Raw genomic sequence first — 21026 nt, 5'->3', positions numbered from 1 at the left:
CGTCAGCTACCGAAACCGACCGACAGGAAACCCGGCATCGGGCCGTTCCAGCCGTCGTCCGGACCATCCTGATCGTCGTGTCTGGGCGACGGTGCCGGTTTGCGATCGGCGCGGGGCTTCCGCTCTTCGCGCGGCTTGGCCGGCTGCGCTTCAGCGGCAGCTGCAGGGCGTGACTCCGGCGCCTTATCGGGCTTCGCGGCACTTCTGCCGCGCCCGCCGCGCGCCGAACGTTCGCGCCTCGGCTCGCCTTCTGCTTCGTCGCGGGCCGGTTTAGCCGCTTCGGCCGCCGGTGCCCCGCCGCCATGGACGGGAATCTTGTACCCGGTCAGCTTCTGGATGCTGTCGATCGCCTCGTCATCGGATGGCGTCACCAGCGTAAAGGCGCGTCCCTGGGCGCCCGCACGGCCGGTACGGCCGATGCGGTGGACGTAATCGTCGGGGTGCCACGGTGCATCGAAATTGAAGACGTGGCTGACGCCCTTGACGTCAAGGCCGCGCGCCGCAACGTCGGATGCCACCAATATGTTGATCGTACCGGCCTTGAACCGGTCGAGTTCGGCGGTGCGGCTCGACTGGTCCATGTCACCCTGAATCTCGCCCGCCTTGTAGCCGTAGCGCTGCAGCGATTTTGCCAGTTCGCGCACGGTGGTTTTGCGGTTGCAAAAGACGATGGCGGTGCCGACCTTCTCGGCCTCGATCAGGCTGCGGAGCGTATCGCGCTTGTTGCGTTCGGAGGTCTTGACCAGAAACTGCTCGATATTCTCGTTCCGGCTCGCCGGACGCGCGACCTCGATCGTCTTCGGGTTCGACAGGAATTTGTCCGCCAGCCGTTTGATCGGCGCGGGCATCGTAGCCGAAAAGAGCAAGGTCTGCCGAGTCGCGGGCAGCTTGGTACAGATATTCTCGATGTCGGGGATGAAGCCCATGTCGAGCATCCGGTCGGCCTCGTCGATCACGAGCAGGTTGCAGCCGGTCAGCAGGATCTTGCCGCGTTCGAACAGATCCATCAGGCGGCCCGGCGTCGCGATCAGCACGTCGACGCCCTTTTCCAGCGCCTTGACCTGATCGCCCATCTGCACGCCGCCGATCAGCAGCGCCATCGACAGCTTGTGATACTTGCCGTATTTTTCAAAATTCTCCGCGACTTGCGCTGCGAGTTCGCGCGTGGGTGCGAGGATCAGCGAGCGCGGCATCAGCGCGCGAGCGCGGCCGTGGGCAAGAATATCGATCATCGGCAGCACGAAGGATGCGGTCTTGCCGGTCCCCGTCTGCGCAATGCCGATGATGTCGCGCATCATCAATACCGACGGGATGACTCCCGCCTGAATCGGCGTCGCTTCATTGTAGCCCGACTCGTCGATGGCGCGCAAAAGTTCGTCGGAAAGGCCGATGTCGGCAAATTTCATAAGGTTAACATGTCCGGAAAAGAGGATGCGCCCAGCCGCCCACGCAGGCGAGCGTTGCCGCGGCCCTTGGGCAAATAGCGATGAAAAGTCAAGGAAAGGCTATTAAAAGCGCGATCAATCGTCGTCGCGGACCGGAACCATCAACCGGAACTTGTCGATCTCGCACTTGGCGCCGGTTCGCGCGTGAATCTGGTCGCGATCCTCGCAGAGCTGCCCGTCCTTGCTGCCCTGCATGTAGAAACCGGCATAGAAGTCGAGCGCGCGGCAGCCGCGATTGAGCTGGGCGCGCAGCCGCTGCCGCTGCCGCGTGATCAGGTCGATGCTGTCGCGCTGGACCGCCTGCATCCCCAATATGTTGCGCATCGACACGCATTTGGGCGCCTTTTTCTCTTTCCAGACGACCGGCAATTCGGTGGCGCGCCTGGAAGGCGCCGGTCCCGCGGCGAAATTGTTGAGCGGCGAACGTTGCGCGGGCACACGGATGATGAGCTGCTGTTCGATTACCACTTGCCAGAAGGACGCGGTCTGTTCGGGGGTTCGCTGGGACACTGCAACCAACTGCTCCGGCGCGGCAACGGGCGTCGCCGCGTCAGCCGCCGGTGCGGAGGCCGCGAACCACAGGAATGCCGCCGTCAGCACAACCGCGCTGCCGCTCCTTCGGCGTCCTGACAAAAGATGCTGCTCACCTGTGGCTCCCGCGTCCAAGTCCGCTGGACGAAAAGATACTATTCGTCCATCGCCCCCTTTAACAAGGATGATTGAACATCAAATGAACTGCTGTCGACCCCTGCCCGCCCGCGGCCCGGTTTGCGGCGGTGAAAATTTCCGGAGTGGAACGGCATGACGCGCCCGCCATCTGCATCGCTGCTCGATGCTCTCGCAAAATTGCTCGGTCCGAAGGGATATAGCGCCGACACTGATGTGATGGCGCCGTGGCTGACCGATTGGCGCGGCAAATATCATGGACGTGCCGCGGCGATGCTGTCGCCGGCAACCACCGGAGAGGTGGCCGCGATCGTGCGCCTCTGCGCCGAAGCACAGGCCGCGCTCGTGCCGCAGGGTGGCAACAGCGGCATGGTCGGCGGGGCGACCCCCGATGCAAGCGGCGATCAATTGCTGATCAGTCTGCGACGCATGAACCGCGTGCGCGGGATCGACACCGCCGCGCAGGTCGCCGTTGCCGAGGCGGGTGTGATTCTCGAGAATTTTCACAATGCCGTCCTGGCGCACCAGCTTCGCTTTCCGCTCACCCTGGGGGGTAAGGGATCGGCGACCATCGGCGGGCTGGTGTCGACCAACGCGGGCGGCACGCAGGTACTTCGCCACGGCACGATGCGTGCGCTGGTGGCCGGCGTGGAGGCCGTACTGCCCGACGGCAGCATTTTCGACGGGCTCGCGCCGCTCAAAAAGGACAATCGCGGCTATGACCTGCGGCACCTGTTTTGCGGCGCCGAGGGGACTTTGGGGATCGTCACCGCCGCCTGTCTGCGCCTCGTCCCCTCGGCCGCGGCCCGGCGCACCGCGTGGATCGGGGTCGATTCGCCCGAAAGCGCGCTCGTGCTCCTGCGCCGGCTCGATACCGCGATCGGCCGCGAACTCGAAGGGTTCGAACTGATTCCGCATGGCTGCCTTGATGCCGTGCTGCGTCATATCCCCCAGACGCGCGCGCCGCTCGCGGCCGCGCATCCCTGGTATGTCCTGACCGAGCTCGCGGGTGAAAACGACCAGTCCTTGGGCGAGGCGCTCGAACAGCAGCTCGCCGCGGCGCTGGATGCCGGGCTGATCCGCGACGTCGTGATCGCCAAAAGCGATCGCGAGAGCGACGATTTCTGGCGGCTCCGCGATTCCATTTCCGAGGCCGAGCGGGCCGAAGGGCCGGCGCTGCAGCACGACATCAGCGTCCCCGTCGACCTGATGCCGGCCTTCATCGCCGAAAACCCAGGCCGGCTGGAGCAAGCCTTTCCCGGCGCGCGCGCCTTGTCTTTCGGACATCTGGGCGACGGCAATGTCCATCACCACGTCCAACCCCCAGCGGACGGCGATGGCGCCGCGTGGCTTGCGGCGCATGGCGCTGCGGTCAGCCGGCTGGTCTATTCGCATGTCATCGAACTGGGCGGGTCGATTTCGGCCGAGCATGGCATCGGGCAAATGAAGCGCGACATCCTCGCCGAACTCGACAGCCCGGCGCGATTGGCCGCGCTGCGCGGTGTCAAGGCGGGGCTCGATCCGGTAGCCATCTTCAATCCCGGCAAACTGATCGCCTGACGGGTTTATCCGGCCGCCGGGCCGTTCCGCGCCATCGCCCTCTTGCGCCGAGGGACGCGGGTCAATAAGGCGCTTTATCTTTTTAGTCCCCGACCGTCGGGACACCCTACCGGAGTTCGATCATGGCCACTGCGCCCGCCCCTGCCAACCTGCCGCTTTTCTACAAGGACCTCGCACCGCTTTCGAGCGTCGACCATGCCGATTTTCACGCGCGCCCGCTCGACAAGGCCGATTTCCTGATCAACCAGCACGCGATCCCGCTGACGTCCGACGAGTTCGTGTCGGCTTGCCGCTTTTTCCCGATCGTTTTTTCGGCGGGCGACAATCCGGTTCCGCTCGCGCTGATGGGCCTCAACGAAGGCGTGAACACCTTTGTCGACGACGAGGGCAAGCTGGTCAATCCGGTCTATGTTCCGGCCTATATCCGCCGTTACCCCTTCCTTCTCGCCCGGCTTCAGCAGGATTCGGAAGAATTGTCGCTGTGCTTCGATCCGACCTCGAACGCCATCGGCAAGTTCGAGGAAGGCGATGCACTGTTTGAAAACGGGCAGCCCACCGCCCCCGTCCAGGCCGTTCTCGAATTCTGCAAGAATTTCGAAGAAGCCGGCCAGCGCACCGGCATGTTTGTCGACGAGCTGAAAAAGGCCGACCTGCTGATCGACGGCGAAGTCAGCATCCAGCAGGAAGGCAGCGACAAACCCTATATCTATCGCGGTTTCCAGATGGTCGACGAGAACAAGCTGCGCGAACTGCGCGGCGACGTCCTGCGCAAGTTGATGCAGAACGGCATCCTTGGCCTGATCTTTGCCCACCTCTTCTCGCTGCAGCTGATGCGCGAAGTTTTTGCCGAGCAGGTCAAAGCTGGCAAGGTGCCGGAAATCGTGGAGGTTCCGACCGTCTGAGGACGTTGACGCCCAGGGCCACCGTGGCAGACGCCGGCAGCACCGCCGGTTTGCGTCATGCCAAGGTGGCCATATGGCTGACCGGCGATCGGGCTGGCGATGATCGTCAAATCCGGTCTCGCCATGTCGGTCGGGGATGGGCCGCGCAAAACGCGCGCCGCAGCGACTTTGAAACAATGATTTGTCCGTCGCGCGGGACTTATCGGGCGGATAAGCCCCTTTTGACCGTTGCGCTGTCCGACGCGTCAGAAATCTATTGCGAGCCCCTTGAGCTCCCAGTCGCCATAGCGCACCGGATTGCGCCCGCCCGGTTGATCTTCGGGCTTGTCCTCGCGGACCGGCTCGGGCGCGGGGACCGGGTCGTTGGTCCAGCTTGCGGGCGCCTTTACATGCGCGGGTCGCTTCGTCGCGCGGCGCGTTTCGCCGATGGTGCCGTTTTTGCTGCTGTCGATCATGATGCCGTCCCTATAGGATTTTCCATGCCCCACGCCAACCTCGCCGATTCCCGTCATGAATGACCGCCGTCCACCCCGAAAACGGCGCGCGTCGAACGAAGCCGATCCGCCGGGCACCGCGCAGCGCCGCGCGGCGCTGCGACTTCTCGATGCGATCCTGCGGCGCGGCGATCCGCTGGACGTCGCGATGCACGCGGCGGCGCAGGGCCTGACCGGCGCCGACCGCGCCTTTGCCGTGGCGATTGCATCCGAAACGCTGCGCTGGATGGTCGATCTCGACGCGTTGATCGACAGCGCGACGACCGAAATCCTGCCCGATGACGTCAAGGCGCGCTCCGTGCTGCGGATCGCGCTGGCGCAATTGCTGGTGCTCAAAAGCCCCGCCCATGCGGTTGTGTCGACGGCCCTGCCGCTTGTCGCGGGCGGGCCACGACGACTGGTGCACGCGATATTGTCGCGCGCGCAGCAGGAGGAATGGCAGCTCCCCGAACGCGCCACCCTGCCGGCCGCCACAGCGGAACGATGGACCGGGCAATGGGGCGCCGAGATGACCGACGCCGCCGAGGCTGCGTGGAGCGCCCCGCCGCCGATCGACCTCAGCTTCGCCGCCGAGCCGGGGGCCGACGAATGGCCCGATGCCGCGTCGTTCGCGCCGCGTCATCGCCGCCTGCCGCGCGGGCAGGCGGTCGAGGACATGCCGGGCTATCGCGAAGGCGGTTGGTGGGTGCAGGATGTGGCGGCAAGCGTGCCCGCGCGCCTGCTCGGCGCCGGCGAAGGCCGGACCGTACTCGACCTTTGCGCCGCGCCGGGCGGAAAGACGATGCAGCTCGCGGCGGCGGGATGGCATGTCGTCGCGGTCGATGCCAGCGCGAAACGGCTCGACCGGCTGCGCGCCAATATGGAACGCACCGGCCTTTCCGCCGACATCGTTCAGGGCGATATTCGCTCGTGGGCGCCCCGGGAGCCTGCCGATGCCGTGCTCCTCGACGCACCCTGCTCGGCGACGGGCATTTTCCGGCGTCATCCCGACGTGCTGCATCGTATCGAGCCCGCGCAAATTGCGGAAATGGCCATATTGCAGACCGAATTGCTCGCGCGCGCGGCACGCTGGGTCAAGCCGGGCGGCGTCTTGATCTATGCGACCTGCTCGCTCGAACGCGCCGAGGGCGAGGATCAGGTGTCGACTTTCCTCGATCGTCACAAGGGTTGGGCGATCGACCCCGCCCGCACCGTTGAGCTGCCAAGCGCTGTCGCCCCCGATGCCAACGGCCTTGTTCGCACCGTGCCCGGCATGCTCGCCGACGCCGGCGGTCTCGACGGCTTTTTCATCGCGCGATTGCGCGCGCCGTCAGATTGATCGGCGCGAGAGGCGATAGAGTGCGAGTTCGCCATAATCCTTGGCGAGCCGGACCTTGCCGACATAGTCGCAGTCGAAATCGCGGGAATTGGCAAGCGCCAGCATCGCGGCGAGCGGCTGCGTGCAATAGACCTGCCCGACCAGCGTGACCGGTTCGATCCGCGCGGTGCGGGTCACTTCGGTGCCGTACCATAGTTCGTTGCCGACGACAGGATCGTGGCCGCGATAGATCGGGCCGAAATGAATGCCGGTGCGCATCCCGGCCTTTTGCCCGTCGAGCCCGAGTTCGGGTGGAAGGACGTTTAATTTCTCCTGCATAGCCAACGCGATGCGCGCCGCCGTTGCCGGATTGCCGATGATGGCATAGACGGCATCGCCCCACGTATTGCGGAACAGCACGGCATCGCCGAAATCGTCGAGGATGCGGCCGATGCCACCCATCACGTCGCGGGCGAAAATCGGCAATTCGGCCTCGCCAAGCTTTGAGAAGCCGGCGAAATCGGCGAATAATATGGCGTAGAGCCCGCGCCGCGTCCCCTCCGGCGGTTTCGGCGCGGGAGGGAAGTCGAGGTTGCGGTCGAGATCGCCGACGGCAATGGCCAGCGTCTCGCCGCCATGATCCTGCCACAGCGCGATGTCGGCATTGGTCCCGGCAATAACGGCCGACGGACGCGCGGCAATCTCGGGATCGACCACCGCCAGCTGGATCGCGATCGTCTCCAGCTCGCGCGCGCGCAGCTTGGCGAGGCCCATCGCGGTGTGCGAACCAAGGATGAACTGGCAATCGTCGCTGACGTAGCGCGCGCTGCTGGCGAAATGGACCATCGCGGCCCGGTCGCGGCACCGGACGTAGCGCGCCAGCCATGCCTCGCCCCCCGAGGCGACCGATTGCGCTACGAAATCATCCTCGGCAAAGGGCAGCACGATGGTCAGATCGATTCCGCGCGCCAATGCTTCTTCGGCGAACAATATGTCGGCGCCGCACGCGAGCGGGCCGATTAGCGCCGACAATGGCTGGGCGTCGAGCGCGGCGGCGATGGCGGACCGGGCGTTTTCCTCGCCTACCCCGCCCGCGCGGAACATGCGGCCGCAATATGCACCCACTGGCGGCGGACGCAGCAAATCGACGATCGCCTTCGCATGGACGGCATCGATTGCGCCGCTATCGGCAAGCCGCGCGATCTGGCGACACGTCGAAGCGCGGTCGCCGGCACGCGTTCCCGCCTGGTCTTTGGCTGTCCGCGCGTGGATGAGCGCCTCGTCGCCGCGCCCGAGCAGCAACAACGCCTCGACCAGTGTCGCCTGGTCCCAATAATTGTCGCCCGCGCCATTGGCGGCGATCGGCTCGGCGAACGCCGCGGCGCGGTCGGGTTCGCCCAGCATCGCATAGAGGCTTGCCGCATTGATCGCAGGGAAGAAGGCGCCCGACGCCCGCCACGCATGGTCATAGGCCGACGCCGCCTGCCGCAGCGACGCCATGCGGCGCGCGCCGTCATGGTCAAAGGCTTCGTCCTTCCAGATACGCCCCGCGAGCGCGAGGCTGTCGACGTCGCCGGTCGCGGCGAGATCGAGTTGCTCATAAAGGTGCATCGCGCCCAGGCTGTCGCCCGAGGCGGCGAGCGCGCGTACCATCAGGTAGCGCAGTCGGGGGCTGTCCACCCCCTCGCGCCGCGCCGCGGCCGCGCAGTCGAAAGCACTGAGGGCATCGCCCTCGCCCAGACGATGCGCGACCTCGGCTTCGACGGCTTCGGCCGGCGACGTCATTGCGCCGCGGTTTCGGCCGATTTCAGCAAGGCGACATTCGTTTTCTCGATCGGCGACAGCGAGACATTGCCGGTCGTCGGGCGATACCAGTCGAACTGGCTGAAATGCGCGCGCAGCGCCGAGTCATTGAACAGCATCCCGCGGCGAGCGAATATTTCGTTGCGTGCGATGCGCAGTTCGAGCGCGCTGTAATTGCCGAGCTCATCGGCCGTTAGCAGGCGTTCGGACGAATCGGGGATGACGACACCGCTGCCGCCGACACCCGCCGGCATCGGTCCCGCGGGTTGGACGGGAGCCGCGGACGCGCCGCCTTCGATCAGCCGGATATATTTGCGGAACATGAAGCCCGTCGTGCCGTCGGCCTTGCGGACGCGCCACCATTGGCCGGGCTGTTTGTAGGTCAGGAATTTCTCGCCCTCGAGCGCCTTGCCGACGATGGCGGCTTTCACGCTCTTGCCCGAACGAATGTTGGTGAAACCGTCGGGGTCGTCGATCGTCGCGGCCAGCGTGAAGGCCTCGCTCGGGGCTCCTGCCGTCGAGGCGGCGACCTCCGGGGCTGACGTCGCGCCTTCGGCCACGACGGGACGCTCGGGCGTTGCGGGAGCAGGCGACAACAGCTTCCACGCAAACAGGGCCACAGCGATCGCCGCCAGTCCAAGCAAGGCCCAGGGCAGGAAGGATGACTTTTGCGCAGGGTGCGCCGCCTGTCCGTCGCCTTCGAACTCCGCTGGCGCTGCCTTCGGTGCGGGCGTCAACAGCGGTGCCGGGACCGCGGCGTCACGCCCGCAAAGCTCTTCGAGGCTCATCAGCACCTTGCGCCAGCCGCGATGGTCGGTCTCGCCATGCCAGTCGCTGAGGTCGGCGAACTGGATCTGGTTGAACGGAAGCGGCGGCATCACATCGTCGATCGCCGTCTGCACCAGCTTCTTCTGGTTGCGCGCGACATCGGCCTCGGCACGCACCCATTCGGACTGCGCCGACAAATGCGACCAGACAACGATCGCCGCCTTCGCGCTGCCGATCTTTTCGGTGATGACATCGCTGTACGAACGATGCGGCGGCAGTTCGGCATCCCACCAGACGTCATAGCCCGCCGCGGTCACCGCCGCCGCAATATCCGCCACCCGCGCCTTGTTGTCGCGCGAATAGGAAATGAACACATCGACCATCGGCTAGCCCCCTTTTGAAAGGAGGCTAGCCATCAATGGTTCGATTTGCCAGCCCGGGGCTCAGAAGACCGCTTTTGCCGTCTTTTCCTTCATCATCGCCGCGCGCACCATCGGGATCGGCGGGCCGCCATAGGACAGGAATTCGTCGTGGAATGCCTTCCATTTCGTCTTGTCGCCCTTGGTCCAGTCGTCGCGCAGCTTGCGGATCATCAGCTTGCCCATCGTGTAGTTGAGATAGGCCGGATCATAGGTGCCGCGCGCCGCTTGTTGCCGGGCGTTGCCCTCGTCCTGATAGCATTGCTCCTTGAACAGCTTTTCGCTGTCCGCGACCGTCATGCCCTTGGTGTGAAGCCCGATCGCCGACAGGTAGCGGCAATCGCGCAGCAGCGCGTTCGACAGCTGGCCGATATGCGTTTCGGGGTCGCCCGCGCCAAGCCCGGCGTCCCACATCATTTCCTCGGTATAATGCGCCCAGCCTTCGGCGAACGCATAGCCGACGAACAGCTTGCCGAAGATGCTTGTCGCGCGGTTCGAATGGAGGAAATTGAGGAAGTGGCCCGGCCACACCTCGTGGACCGAGGTGAACATCAGATCCTTGCGCCCCGGCACGAAGTCGGCCTGCGTCTGCTTGTCCCATGTCGGATCGGGCGGCGAGATATAATAGACCGACGGCAGGCCTTTTTCATACGGCCCGGGAATGTCGATATAGGCGCTGTTCTGTCGGTTATAGGGCGGCGATTCCTCGACCTGTGCCTGTTCGGTGCCGGGGATGGTGACGAGATCCTTTTCGACGAGGAACGCACGCAGCGCGGGCAACTGGCGCCGCGCTTCGGCGACCGGACCGTCGGCGGGCTTGTCGGCGTTCATTTTCTTCATGCAGTCGGCGATCGTCATGCCCGCGGCATAGGTCGCGCAAGCCGCCTTCAGCGCATCCTGATTGCGCTTGAGATCGGCCTGCCCGATCCGCTCGAGTTCGTCGAGCGAGGTATCGACGCCCTCGTTCGTCAGGATCATCTTCGAGAATTTCTCGGCGCCCAGCGCATAGCCGTCGGCGGTCCCCGGCTGCGACCCGACATATTTGGCGAGGTCGGACATCGCGGCGCCAGCCTTGGCCGCCGCTTCGTCGAATTGCTTTTGCAGCGCCTCGTCCTTGACCGAGGCAAAGGCCGCCTTGGCGTCACCCTTATAATAGTCGGCAAAGCCACCGAAGCCCGCGGTGCCGTATTTGACAAAGGTCGCAGGTAGCGGAAGCTTCAGGTTCGCCTTGATCTGCGCCGCGGCCGCCGGGACCTTCTCGGCATAAGCGATGAACGCCTTCATCCGCGTCGTCGCGTCGGCATAGGGCCGCGCGATATAGACATTGGGGTCGAGCGCGCCGGTGTAGAAGGCCGGGTTCTTCTGCGCGAAATCGGTGTCGCGCAGGAAGAACAGTTGCCCCTGGGCGACGTGGATCAGATAGTCGCGTTCGAACTTCTCGGACGCGCTCATCTCGCCATCGAAGGCTTTCGCATCGGCGATGGTCTTTTCGAGATAGGCCGCCTGCTTTTCCAGCCCCTCGGGCGACCAGTCGGGCAATTGCCCATCGAATTCATGCTTGCCCTGATAGACCGCGAAATTCGGATTGAGCGGGAAATAGCCCTTGAGGAAATTGTCGCGGAACTCGGTCCAGTTCTTCGCGCTCGGGGCGGTGGCCGATTTGTTATCCGACGCGTTGCACGCGGTGAGGACCAGCAACGTCGCCGCCATCGCGGCGCCGCCGAAGCGAGCAAATTTGCTTTTCATTCGAGAATCTCCCTGAACTCCGATGCGAGCGCTTCTGCCAGCGGCTCCGGTCGATGGCACCCGATAATCGACGAACGGCAAAGCTATGCCATCTGGACAGCCGCGAAAAGCGGGCTACGGCGAAAGACAATGGCGACGATCCCCCCAGCAGATGGCGACGAACCGGTAATGCCGGCAGCAACGCCCAAGGCCCCCTCCCCGCTCAGCTATCCCGACTTTCGCTATTTCTGGCTCGCGCGCTTCACCGCGGTGATGGCGACGATCGCGATGGTCGTGGTTATCGGTGTCCAGCTCTATGACACCGCGCGCACCGACTATGGCATGTCGGTTCACGAAGCCTCGTTTCAGCTGGGCTTGCTCGGCCTCTTCCAGTTCGTTCCGCTGGCGGTCCTGACGCCGGTGGCAGGATGGGCCGCCGACCGGTTCGAACGGCGCAGTGTCGCGATCTTCTCGAACCTCGTCGACCTTGGGATCGCGGCGACGCTCGGCTGGTTCACCTGGACCGACGGGCTGACCCTTCCCCTGCTGTTCGGCCTTGCGGCGCTGCACGGCGTCGCACGCGTCTTTTCGGGGCCGGCGATGAGCGCGATCGCGCCCAATATTGTTCCTCCGGCGGTGCTGCCCCGCGCGATCGCGATGAGCAGCATCGCGTGGCAATCGGCGTCGGTCATCGGCCCCGCTGCCGGCGGACTTATCTTTGCCGCACATCCTGCGTCGGTCTATGTCTTCGCCGTCCTGTTGCTCGCGATCTCGGCCTTCACGATCAGCCGCGTCCGCCCCGTCCTGCCGCCGCCCGCCGAAGTGCGCCGTCACCCGTTGCGCGAAATGGCCGACGGGCTGCAGTTCACCTGGCGCGAACGCTTCCTGCTCGGCACGATCACGCTCGACCTGTTCGCAGTGATCCTTTCGGGCGCGACGGCGCTCTTCCCCGTTTTCGCCCGCGACATCTTTCATACCGGGCCCGACGCCGTGGGATTCATGCGTGCAGCGGTCGCGCTGGGGTCGGTGGCGGTCGGCGTCGGCCTTGCGATCCGCCCGATCGAACGCAACGTCGGCGTAAAAATGCTCTGGGCCGTGGCGGCATTCGGCGCCGGGACCGTGGCGTTCGGCCTGTCGACGAACCTCCTGCTGTCGCTGGCACTCCTCGTTGTGATGGGCGCTGCCGACATGTTCTCGGTCTTTGTTCGCGGCACGCTGATCCAGCTCAACACACCCGATCATATGCGCGGACGCGTCAGTGCGGTTTCGGGACTCGCGATCTCGGCGTCGAACGAACTCGGTGAAATGCGCGCAGGGTCGATGGCAGCGGCCTTCGGCCCCGTTTTCGCGGTCGTATTCGGCGGCGCCGCGGCGATCGGCGTCACCGCGCTCTGGGCGTGGATTTTCCCCGAGCTGCGCCGCGCCCGTACGTTTGAACCGCAGTTCAAACAAGGCAGCGATTAGCATCTCACCGTTCGCCGCAATTCATCCTCATTCCGTCTATCGCCTATTGTCAATTTAATCAGTTGAGTTATCTATCACACACCCGTCTCCGCGGTTCCCCTCTCTCCCAACGATGGAGCGACCGCCATGTATGATTCGAACATCCGCCACAAAATCCTGACCATTCCCGGCCTTTACAACAGCGGCCCGACCCATTGGCAAAGCCTGTGGGAACGCCGATTCACGCGTTGCGAGCGAATCGAACTCGGCGGCTGGGACGAGCCGCTGAAGGACGAATGGGTCGACCGGATCGCAGCCGCAATCGATGCCGAGCACGAACCCGTCCTCATCGCCGCGCACAGCCTCGGCTGCCACGCCTTTGCCCACTGGTTCGCGTCGGCAAGCAGCGTCGCACGCGACCGCATCGCCGGCGCGCTGCTTGTCGCGCCACCCGACCTGACGCAGCTCAAGCGAGGGGGGCGGGCGGAAAGCTTCACCGACTCGCCGCCGCTGTCGTCGCAGACGCCGATGATCGTCGTGGCCAGCGATGACGATCCCTATGCCAAAACCTCCTATGTGTGGCGGCTTTCGCGGCACTGGGACGCCCGTTTCGTCAACGCCGGCCCCTTCGGTCATATCAACGCGGACTCGGGCGTGGCGGACTGGCCTTATGGACAGTATCTGCTCGCCTCGTTACAACCCGCGGCGACGCCGGCGCTGGCGGACGAGGCACACTGGCTCCGCGCCGGAGACTGGCCAAATCGTGTCCGCCGCGACCCGCGGTTCGAATTCAAGGAAAGAGCGCACCGATCATGAAAGCCAATTCGATCCTCGATACCATCGGCAACACGCCGCATATCCGCATGGCAAAATTGTTCCCCGACGCCGAAGTCTGGGTGAAGTCGGAGCGCAGCAATCCCGGTGGATCGATCAAGGATCGGATCGGCCTCGCAATGATCGAAGCCGCCGAAAAGGACGGCAGCCTGAAGCCCGGCGGCACCATCGTCGAGCCGACTTCGGGGAACACCGGCATCGGCCTGGCGATGGCCGCCGCGGTCAAGGGATACAAGCTCGTCCTCGTCATGCCCGAAAGCATGTCGGTCGAGCGCCGCCGGCTGATGCTCGCCTATGGCGCGACCTTCGACCTGACGCCGCGCGAAAAGGGCATGAAGGGCGCGATCGAGCGCGCGATCGAACTGGTCGAAACCACCCCGGGGGCGTGGATGCCGCAGCAGTTCGAGAATGAAGCCAATATCGAGGTCCATTTCCGCACGACGGGCCCCGAAATCCTCGCCGACTTCAAGGATAGCCCGATCGACGTGCTGATCACCGGCGTCGGCACCGGCGGCCATATCACCGGCACCGCGCAGTTCCTGAAACAGCATTGGCCGAACCTGAAAGTCTATGCGGTCGAGCCCGAAGCCTCGCCGGTCATTTCGGGCGGCCAGCCCGCGCCGCACCCGATCCAGGGCATCGGCGCCGGTTTCATCCCGCGCAACCTGCACACCGATCTGCTCGACGGCGTGATCAAGGTCGACGCCGCAGCCGCGAAGGATTTCGCACGCCGCGCCGCGACCGAGGAAGGCCTGCTCGTCGGCATCTCGTCGGGCGCCACGCTCGCCGCAATCGAGCAGAAGCTGGCCGAATTGCCGCCGGGCAGCCGTGTCCTCGGCTTCAACTACGACACCGGCGAACGCTATTTGTCGGTCCCCGATTTCCTCCCGGAGATTTGAGTCCGGCGTATGCGCTCCGAGGGCGATCAAACGGCGTTGCCCCTGGGGCGCGACTGGACCGGTTGGCTGTTCGTTCTGCTTGCAGCCGTTGCCATCGGCGCGGTGCTCCATGCCAGCAATCCGGGCGGCACGGGCTCCCTTGCGACGCGGCCGCACCCGGTTGCGCCGCCCGCCGACGTCGTGCCCGAAGTGCTGCCGATGGAGCTGGCGCCGGTGACCGAGGATGATGCCCGCTCCGCCAATGCGCGCATCGCGCTGATCACCAAGGGCTTCATCGCCGCGCGCCCCTTCCTCTACGCCGGAAACGGCGACGCCCGGCTCCGCGCGCGCGACTGCCTCGCCGCCGCGATGATCTATGAGGCCGGTGACGACGCCAAGGGGCAGCAGGCGGTCGGCCAGGTCATCATCAACCGCGCGCGGCACCCGGCCTTTCCCAAATCGATCTGCGGCGTGGTGTTCCAAGGGTCGGAGCGCACGACGGGCTGCCAGTTCACCTTCACCTGCGACGGCGCGCTGGGTCGCCGCTATTCGGACGCGGCGTGGATCCGCGCGCAGAATAATGCCGACATGATGCTGTCGGGCGCGACCTATCCGCCGGTCGGCCTTGCCACCCATTATCACACCGACTGGGTCCGCCCCTATTGGAGCGATAGCCTCGAAAAGATCGCGATCGTCGACACGCACCTGTTTTTCCGCTGGCCGGGGTATTGGGGTACGCCGGGCGCGTTCCGCGGTGCGGTGTCGGGTGGCGACGGGCCGGTCGCGAAGATGGCGGCACTGTCGCCGTTGCACGCGATCGCACTGGGGCTGCCGACCGCAATCGCGGGCGTCGATGCCAACGCCGCGGTCGGCGAAGCGCGCGTCGTGGCGGGTGCTGGCGAAGCGACGGGACGCGACGCCATCTATATCCAGCTCGACCGCAAGGCCGCGCCCGAGAGCTTCGTGACGACTGCGCTCAGGCTGTGCGGCGACAAGCCCTATTGCAAGTTCATGGGCTGGACCAACCCGGTGCTGAAGCCCGACAGCGATGCGATGAACGATACCCAGCGCGCCGCGATGACCTTTTCCTACCTCCGCGACGACAAGGCGGGGTTTGAAAAGGCGCTGTGGAATTGCAGCGAATATAAGCGCGACGACGTGCGCCAGTGCATGAAACGGTAATGATTCCGTCGCCCCCGCGAAGGCGGGGGCCGCCTTAGGCCTTGGACAAGGTTGCCAGCGGCCCCGCCTTCGCGGGGGTGATGCTATCATTAACCATGCGGCTTGATCAGATATTTCTCGCCAGTCCGCTTGGCGTTATAGGCCTGCGCTACATCGATCGACAGCGCCTCGGCCAGCGAGATTTCGTGGCTGTAATGGCTCTTGAAGGTCGTCGTCAGCTCGTCGACAACGCGTTTTCGCATGCGGCCAACGGTTTCCATGCCCGCCTTTGCCATGAAGGGCGTGAGCAGGAAGCCCGAGAGCGACCAGGTCAGCCCGAAACTGCGCGCGGAGAAGGTCGTCGGCGAGAGATCGAGCGCGCCGTAGATATAGACCTGCTTGAAGGTATCCGAGCCATAGCGGCTGTAGGTCGTCATACGCTTGACCGCCGCCGCCTCCATCGCGGTGAGAACCTGCCCCGCCAGCTTGCCGCCGCCGGTCGCGTCGAAGCCCAGCGTGGCACCGGTCTCGACAATCGCGTCGACCAGCCGCTCCATGAAATCGTCGGCGCTGCTGTTGACGATATATTTCGCGCCGATGCCCTTCAGGATCTCGACCTGCGCGTCGCTGCGCACGATGTTGACGAGCGGAATGCCGTCCTTCGCGCAAATCTTGACGAGCATCTGGCCGAGGTTCGATGCCGCGGCGGTGTGGACGATCGCGCTATGTCCCTCGGCCTTCATCGTTTCGGTGAAGGCAAGGCTGGTGAGCGGATTGACGAAGCAGGATGCGCCGTCTTTCGGATCGGTGCCGTCGGGAAGCGGCATCGTCATCTGTACCGGCAGGCAGCGATATTCGGCATACATCTCGCCGCCGAGCAGCGCGACGGTCTTGCCGAGCAGCGCCTGCGCCTCGGGCGAATCCCCCGCCGCGACAACGGTCCCGCAACCCTCGTTGCCGATCGCCAGCGCGTCGCCGATGCGGCCGCCCATCGCGCGCATGCCCGCGGGCGGTACATCGGCGGTGATCAGCGGCAGGCCGTCACGCGTCGAGGCGCGCGCGGTCGACATGTCGGCGCCGCCGAACAGCAGGCCGAGGTCGGACGGATTGATCGGCGCCGCGAGCACTTTCACCAGCACCTCGTGCGGTTTCGGCGTCGGCATCGGGCGGCGTTCGAGCGACACCTCGAGCTGCCCTTCGGGCTTCACGAGGGTCAGCATGGTGAGGTTGGTTTCAGGCAGGTCGGTCATCGCGTGTCTCCCGTTTTCGGTTTCTCGATGCAACGGATTAAGACGGGCGAAGGCGGCTGGCAATCACTAACCTACCTGCTGCCGTTCGCCACCTGTGTGTGCTTTGGGTTAGAGGACGGACAGCGGCCTTCCCGCCTTCGTCATCCCGGACCTGATCCGGGATCCATGGCTACGCCGGTCGCTTGGACCCCGGATCAAGTCCGGGGTGACGAGGAGTTAAAAGTCCACGACGGGTCGAATTCCGTCGTCCGCGCGCCGCTAGCGACCGAGCGTCCCCCGCTCGCAAACTCTCCGGAAAAGATGCTGGTCCGAAGCGGTTTCGTTGAGCGCCGCCCAAGGCGATGGTATGTCGCCCTTCGCGATGGCGGCCTCTATGTGCTGACCATTGGCGTCGAGCATCTGGGCATCGATTATACGCGATCGGCGCGCCTTGCATTCGACCTGGACGATCCCCTTAAAGGCAATGGCGCCGCCCAGCTCCGGCTCTGCCTCGCCCATTTCGAGCGAAAAGCCGATCTGGCGCACCGCATCATCCACCTGGCGGTAGGTGTCGGGGTAAAGGACATAGGTCACCTTACCGTCGACAAGTCGATCGGGATTGGCCGGCGCCGGGGCGACGGCGAGGGAAAGCGGCAGCATCACGGACAGCAGGTTGATCATAACATCCTCTTGGCCGCTGGCGAGCCGGCGGCCAAGTGCGAAATAGACGCGGCCTTCGGATTACGCCCTACCGCGTGAGCTTCGCGACCTACGCCGTCGGCACATATTGCGCCGCGAAGCGCACCGCATCCTCCGCCAGCTCCTTCCGGCAGATCAGCAGGTCGGGAAGATAGGTGTCGGGATTATTGTAACGGATCGGCGACCCGTCCGCACGGCTGACGTGCAGCCCCGCGGCCTGTGCGACCGCGACGGGCGCACAATTGTCCCATTCATATTGGCCGCCGGTGTGCAGATAGATATCGGCTTCGCCGCACACGACCGCCATCGCCTTGGCGCCCGCCGATCCCATCGGGAGCAATTCGGCGCCGATCCTTTCGGCGACATACACCGCTTCGGCCGCGGGACGCGTTCGGCTGACGAGCATCTTTGGCGGATTATTGGCGGGCCGGAGTGGCCGTGGCGCGGCGGAAGTCAGCGTGATGCCCAGCCCCGGCAGCGCAACCGCCCCGACCGTCGCGACGCCGTCGACCGCAAGCGCGACATGGACCGCCCAATCGTCCCTGCCCTCGCCATATTCGCGAGTGCCATCGAGCGGGTCGACGATCCACACGCGGCTCTGTCCGCAGCGCGCCCGGTTATCCTTTTCCTCTTCGGACAAAAGCGCATCGTCGGGTCGCGCCGCGCGCAATTCGCGGCAGAGCATCGCGTTGGCGGCTTCGTCGCCCGCCTTGCCGAGCGCCTTGCCGTCAAGCCCGGCAGCACGCAGTTCGAGCAAGATCGCCCCCGCCGCGGTAGCGAGCCGTTCGGCCAGCTGATCGTCGCTTTCGGCCATATCTATCCCAGCAGGCGATCGATGATGAGGTCCGCCGCTTGTTCGGGGGTCATCGCGGTCGTGTCGATACGAACTTCTGGGCTCTCGGGCGCCTCATAGGGGCTGTCGATACCGGTGAAGTTCTTGAGCTGACCAGCGCGTGCCTTCTTGTAGAGGCCCTTCACATCGCGCTTCTCGGCTTCGGCGAGCGGTGTGTCGATGAAGACCTCGATAAACTCGCCTTCGGGCAGCATCGATCGCACCATATCGCGCTCGACCTTGAACGGTGAGATAAAGGCCGTGATCACGATCAGCCCGGCGTCGGTCATCAGCTTTGCGACCTCGCCGACGCGGCGGATATTTTCGATCCGGTCGGCCTCGGTAAAGCCGAGGTCGCGGTTCAGGCCATGGCGGACATTGTCGCCGTCGAGCAGGAAGCTGTGCCGGTTCATCCGGTGCAGGCGTTTCTCGACGAGGTTCGCGATCGTCGACTTGCCCGACCCCGACAGGCCGGTGAACCACAGGAGGGCTGGCTTCTGGTTCTTGAGGCCCGCGCGCATGTCGCGGCTGATGTCGGTCGCTTGCCAGTGGACATTCTGCGCGCGGCGCAGGCTGAAGTGCAGCATGCCCGCGGCGACGGTCGCGTTGGTGAGCTTGTCGATCAGGATGAAACCACCGAGCGTGCGGTTGTCGCCATAGGCTTCGAAGACGATCGGCTTGTCGGTCGACAGTTCGACGACGCCGATGCCGTTGAGTTCGAGCGTCTTCGCCGCGAGATGGTCGAGCGTGTTGACGTTGATCTCGTACTTCGGCGGCTGGATCGTCGCCGAGACGCTCTGCGTCGCGAGCTTGAGCCAATAGGCGCGGCCCGCGATCATCGCCTCGTCGGCCATCCAGACGAGCGTCGCCTCGAACTGGTCGGCCGCCTCGGGCGGCGCGTCGGCGGCGGCGATGACGTCGCCTCGCGAACAGTCGACCTCGTCCGAAAGTGTCAACGTCACCGACTGGCCCGCGACCGCTTCATCGAGGTCGCCGTCGAGGGTAACAATGCGGTCGACCGTCGTCGTTTTGCCGCTGGGCAGGATGCGGACGGCGTCCCCCGGCTTGACCGATCCGCCGGCGATTTGCCCCGAAAAGCCCCTAAAGTCGAGGTTCGGACGATTAACCCATTGAACAGGAAGGCGAAAATCTCCGCCAACCTCACGCTGCGCGGCAACTTCGACAACTTCCAGATGCTCGATCAACGCCGGCCCCTTGAACCACGGCATATTGTCCGAGAGCGCGGTGATATTGTCGCCCTTGAAGCCCGAGATCGGGATCGCGGTAAAGTTGGTGATGCCGATTTCGGAAGCGAACGCGCGATACGCCAGCGTGATGCGATCGAACACGGTCTTGTCGTAGCCGACGAGGTCCATCTTGTTCACCGCGAGCACGATATGCTTGATGCCGATCAGGTGCGCGAGGAAGCTGTGGCGGCGCGTCTGGGTAAGCACGCCCTTGCGCGCGTCGATCAGGATCACGGCGAGGTCGGCGGTGGAGGCACCGGTGACCATGTTGCGCGTATATTGCTCGTGCCCCGGGGTATCGGCGACGATGAACTTGCGCTTTTCGGTGGTGAAAAAGCGGTAGGCGACGTCGATCGTGATCCCCTGCTCGCGCTCGGCGGCGAGGCCGTCGACGAGCAATGCGAAATCGATCTCCTGCCCCTGCGTGCCGACACGCTTCGAGTCCGCCTCGAGTGCTGCAAGCTGATCCTCGAAGATCATCTTGCTGTCGTAAAGCAGGCGCCCGATCAGCGTCGACTTGCCGTCGTCAACCGATCCGCAGGTAATGAAACGGAGCAGCGATTTTTGCTGATGCTGTTCGAGATAGGCGTCGATGTCTTCGGCGATCAGCGCGTCGGTGACGTAAACAGGATCGGTGCTCATCAGAAATACCCCTCCTGCTTCTTTTTCTCCATGCTGGCGTCGCCGCCGTCCTTATCGATGATGCGGCCTTGTCGCTCGCTGGTCGTCGTCAGCAGCATTTCCTGAATCACTTCGCTGAGCGTCTTCGCTTCGCTCTCGACCGCGCCGGTGAGCGGGTAGCAGCCGAGGGTGCGGAAACGCACCGATCGTTCCACCGGCGTTTCGCCGGGCTGCAACGGGAAACGCTCGTCGTCGACCATCAGGAGCAGGCCGTCGCGCTCGACGGTTGGCCGCGGCGCAGCGAAATAGAGCGGGACGATCGGGATATTTTCGCGCGCGATATATTGCCAGATGTCGAGCTCGGTCCAGTTCGAGATCGGGAAAACGCGGATGCTCTCGCCCTTCGCCTTGCGGGCGTTGTAGAGGTTCCAGAGCTCGGGGCGCTGTTTCTTCGGATCCCAGCCATGCGTCGCAGTGCGGAAAGAGAAGATGCGCTCCTTCGCGCGGCTCTTTTCCTCGTCGCGCCGCGCCCCGCCGAAGGCGACGTCGAAACCGTGGAGGTCGAGCGCCTGCTTCAGCCCTTCGGTCTTCCACATGTCGGTGTGCAAGGGGCCGTGGTCGAACGGGTTGATCCCGCGCTGCTTCGCCTCGGGGTTCTGATAGACGAGCAATTCCATCCCGCTCTCGCGCGCCATGCGGTCGCGCAACTCATACATCGCCTGGAACTTCCACGTCGTATCGACATGGAGCAGCGGGAACGGCGGCGGCGAGGGATAGAAAGCCTTGCGCGCGAGGTGCAGCATCACCGCGCTGTCCTTGCCGACCGAATAGAGCATCACCGGCTTGACGGCGTCGGCCATCACTTCGCGCATGATATGGATGCTCTCGGCCTCGAGCCGGTCGAGATGCGTCAACTCCAACGATCTTGTCTGCAGATCAGACGATAACAAACTTCGCCTCCTCACACTTCCGCCGTGAAGCAGCGGAATAGGGCATTATTGAC

At 64.7% G+C, this 21026-nt stretch carries 18 protein-coding genes; 7 read left to right on the top strand and 11 right to left on the bottom strand.

Going from position 1 to position 21026, the window contains the following annotated elements; genetic code table 11:
* Positions 1 to 2: 2 nt before the first annotated feature.
* Positions 3 to 1406, bottom strand: coding sequence for a DEAD/DEAH box helicase (locus tag V6M50_RS10630; RefSeq protein WP_332818533.1), 1404 nt, complete (start codon positions 1404 to 1406; stop codon positions 3 to 5).
* Positions 1407 to 1520: 114 nt separating this feature from the next.
* A complete protein-coding gene (locus V6M50_RS10625; RefSeq protein WP_332818532.1) occupies positions 1521 to 2045 on the bottom strand; it encodes a hypothetical protein in 525 nt (174 codons plus the stop codon).
* A gap of 201 nt (positions 2046 to 2246) precedes the next feature.
* On the opposite strand from V6M50_RS10625, the gene V6M50_RS10620 reads away from it, so the two are divergent.
* Positions 2247 to 3671, top strand: a complete 1425-nt coding sequence (locus V6M50_RS10620; RefSeq protein WP_332818531.1) for an FAD-binding oxidoreductase — start codon at positions 2247 to 2249, stop codon at positions 3669 to 3671.
* A gap of 122 nt (positions 3672 to 3793) precedes the next feature.
* Entirely contained in the window at positions 3794 to 4573 is a 780-nt protein-coding gene (locus V6M50_RS10615) for a SapC family protein (protein ID WP_332818530.1), read from the top strand.
* A 245-nt stretch (positions 4574 to 4818) separates the two neighbouring features.
* Here the strand turns inward: V6M50_RS10615 and V6M50_RS10610 are convergent, their stop codons facing one another.
* Positions 4819 to 5085 carry a DUF1674 domain-containing protein gene (locus tag V6M50_RS10610; protein WP_332818529.1) on the bottom strand — a complete coding sequence of 89 codons (267 nt, stop codon included), beginning with the start codon at positions 5083 to 5085 and terminating at the stop codon, positions 4819 to 4821.
* Here V6M50_RS10610 and V6M50_RS10605 point away from each other — a divergent pair.
* Positions 5084 to 6385: an RsmB/NOP family class I SAM-dependent RNA methyltransferase gene (locus V6M50_RS10605; protein WP_332818528.1), complete on the top strand. Its 1302-nt coding sequence runs from the start codon at positions 5084 to 5086 to the stop codon at positions 6383 to 6385. The genes V6M50_RS10610 and V6M50_RS10605 overlap by 2 nt on opposite strands.
* Here the strand turns inward: V6M50_RS10605 and V6M50_RS10600 are convergent.
* From V6M50_RS10600 to V6M50_RS10590, 3 genes are read right to left on the bottom strand one after another with little or no spacing between them, the layout of a single operon-like run.
* Positions 6377 to 8149: an adenylate/guanylate cyclase domain-containing protein gene (locus tag V6M50_RS10600; protein WP_332818527.1), complete on the bottom strand. Its 1773-nt coding sequence runs from the start codon at positions 8147 to 8149 to the stop codon at positions 6377 to 6379. The genes V6M50_RS10605 and V6M50_RS10600 overlap by 9 nt on opposite strands.
* A complete protein-coding gene (locus V6M50_RS10595) occupies positions 8146 to 9318 on the bottom strand; it encodes a TIR domain-containing protein (RefSeq protein WP_332818526.1) in 1173 nt (390 codons plus the stop codon). Before V6M50_RS10595 ends, V6M50_RS10600 begins: the two co-directional genes overlap by 4 nt.
* 60 nt (positions 9319 to 9378) lie before the next feature.
* The gene (locus V6M50_RS10590) at positions 9379 to 11100 is read right to left on the bottom strand and encodes a DUF885 domain-containing protein (protein WP_332818525.1); all 1722 of its coding nucleotides are present in this window, start codon (positions 11098 to 11100) and stop codon (positions 9379 to 9381) included.
* A gap of 129 nt (positions 11101 to 11229) precedes the next feature.
* On the opposite strand from V6M50_RS10590, the gene V6M50_RS10585 reads away from it, so the two are divergent.
* The 4 genes from V6M50_RS10585 to V6M50_RS10570 all read left to right on the top strand — a co-directional run bounded on the left by V6M50_RS10585 (position 11230) and on the right by V6M50_RS10570 (position 15416).
* Entirely contained in the window at positions 11230 to 12543 is a 1314-nt protein-coding gene (locus V6M50_RS10585; RefSeq protein WP_332818524.1) for an MFS transporter, read from the top strand.
* Between the two features lie 126 nt (positions 12544 to 12669).
* Positions 12670 to 13338, top strand: a complete 669-nt coding sequence (locus V6M50_RS10580; protein WP_332818523.1) for an RBBP9/YdeN family alpha/beta hydrolase — start codon at positions 12670 to 12672, stop codon at positions 13336 to 13338.
* Positions 13335 to 14255 carry a cysteine synthase A gene (gene cysK / locus V6M50_RS10575; RefSeq protein WP_332818522.1) on the top strand — a complete coding sequence of 307 codons (921 nt, stop codon included), beginning with the start codon at positions 13335 to 13337 and terminating at the stop codon, positions 14253 to 14255. Before V6M50_RS10580 ends, cysK begins: the two co-directional genes overlap by 4 nt.
* Positions 14256 to 14291: 36 nt before the next feature.
* Positions 14292 to 15416: a cell wall hydrolase gene (locus V6M50_RS10570; RefSeq protein WP_332818521.1), complete on the top strand. Its 1125-nt coding sequence runs from the start codon at positions 14292 to 14294 to the stop codon at positions 15414 to 15416.
* A gap of 89 nt (positions 15417 to 15505) precedes the next feature.
* Here the strand turns inward: V6M50_RS10570 and V6M50_RS10565 are convergent, their stop codons facing one another.
* From V6M50_RS10565 to cysD, 5 genes are all read right to left on the bottom strand, one after another.
* Entirely contained in the window at positions 15506 to 16645 is a 1140-nt protein-coding gene (locus tag V6M50_RS10565) for a zinc-binding dehydrogenase (RefSeq protein WP_332818520.1), read from the bottom strand.
* A gap of 258 nt (positions 16646 to 16903) precedes the next feature.
* Positions 16904 to 17305: a hypothetical protein gene (locus tag V6M50_RS10560; protein WP_332818519.1), complete on the bottom strand. Its 402-nt coding sequence runs from the start codon at positions 17303 to 17305 to the stop codon at positions 16904 to 16906.
* An 88-nt stretch (positions 17306 to 17393) separates the two neighbouring features.
* A complete protein-coding gene (locus V6M50_RS10555) occupies positions 17394 to 18137 on the bottom strand; it encodes a 3'(2'),5'-bisphosphate nucleotidase CysQ (RefSeq protein WP_332818518.1) in 744 nt (247 codons plus the stop codon).
* 2 nt (positions 18138 to 18139) lie between these two features.
* Positions 18140 to 20044, bottom strand: a complete 1905-nt coding sequence (gene cysN, locus V6M50_RS10550; RefSeq protein WP_332818517.1) for a sulfate adenylyltransferase subunit CysN — start codon at positions 20042 to 20044, stop codon at positions 18140 to 18142.
* Complete coding sequence (gene cysD / locus V6M50_RS10545) at positions 20044 to 20895, bottom strand: sulfate adenylyltransferase subunit CysD (protein ID WP_332818655.1); 852 nt, start codon at positions 20893 to 20895, stop codon at positions 20044 to 20046. Before cysD ends, cysN begins: the two co-directional genes overlap by 1 nt.
* Positions 20896 to 21026: the final 131 nt, after the last annotated feature.

This window comes from Sphingopyxis sp., from assembly GCF_036675685.1.
Lineage (GTDB): Bacteria > Pseudomonadota > Alphaproteobacteria > Sphingomonadales > Sphingomonadaceae > Sphingopyxis.
The sequence above is the reverse complement of the archived record's forward strand: the minus strand, read 5'-3'. Positions and strand labels throughout refer to the sequence as shown.